Source organism: Frankia sp. R82 (genome assembly GCF_023716925.1).
GTDB lineage: Bacteria > Actinomycetota > Actinomycetes > Frankiales > Frankiaceae > Frankia.
This window is the reverse complement of record NZ_JAMQQG010000198.1, coordinates 1-609: the sequence shown is the minus strand read 5'-3', so window position 1 is coordinate 609 and position 609 is coordinate 1. Positions and strand designations below refer to the sequence as shown.

1 protein-coding gene is annotated in these 609 nt (G+C 76.2%); it reads left to right on the top strand.

The genetic code is table 11. The features are described 5' to 3' along the window. Positions 1-609 (top strand): hypothetical protein (locus ND747_RS16595; RefSeq protein WP_251734508.1); only part of this gene is annotated, 609 nt, incomplete at both ends.

Genomic DNA, 609 nt, shown 5'->3' with positions numbered 1-609 from the left:
CGCCGGTGCCGACCCCGCCGATCCCGCCGGGCGGGCCACCTTCCGCGCCCGGATGGCCTCCCGCCGGGTGGGGGTCGCGCTGTTCGCCTCGGTGCTCGGCGCGGCCGGCCTGACCAGTTGTGCCGCCGGCACCGACGCGCTGACCAACTACGCGCGCACGACCACGAACAGCACGTCCGGCGCGGTCGGCGCCATCTCGCTGCGCAACGTCTACCTCGCCGGCCCGGCCGACCAGGGCGGTTCGGCGCCGATCGTCTCGGCGTTCTTCAACGCCAGCGACGCGTCGGACACCCTCGTCTCGGTCTCCTCGCCGACCGCCGGCTCCGGCCGGGTGTCGTCGCCCGCCGAGATTCCGGCCGGTGGCGGCCACGTCTTCGTCGCGGACGGTTCCGCGCCCAGCCTGTCGGGCTTCACCCGCGACCTGCTGATCGGCGCCCAGCTACCGATCACCTTCACCTTCGCCAAGGCCGGCAGCATCACGCTGGACGTCCCCGTCGAGCCAGCCGCGCCGGGCGCCGAGGGCGCCGTCGGCGAGTCGGCCACGGCGGGCGAGGCCACTCCGAGCCCGACGGCGACCGCCAGCGCCGGTGCCACCGCACCGGGTCAGGG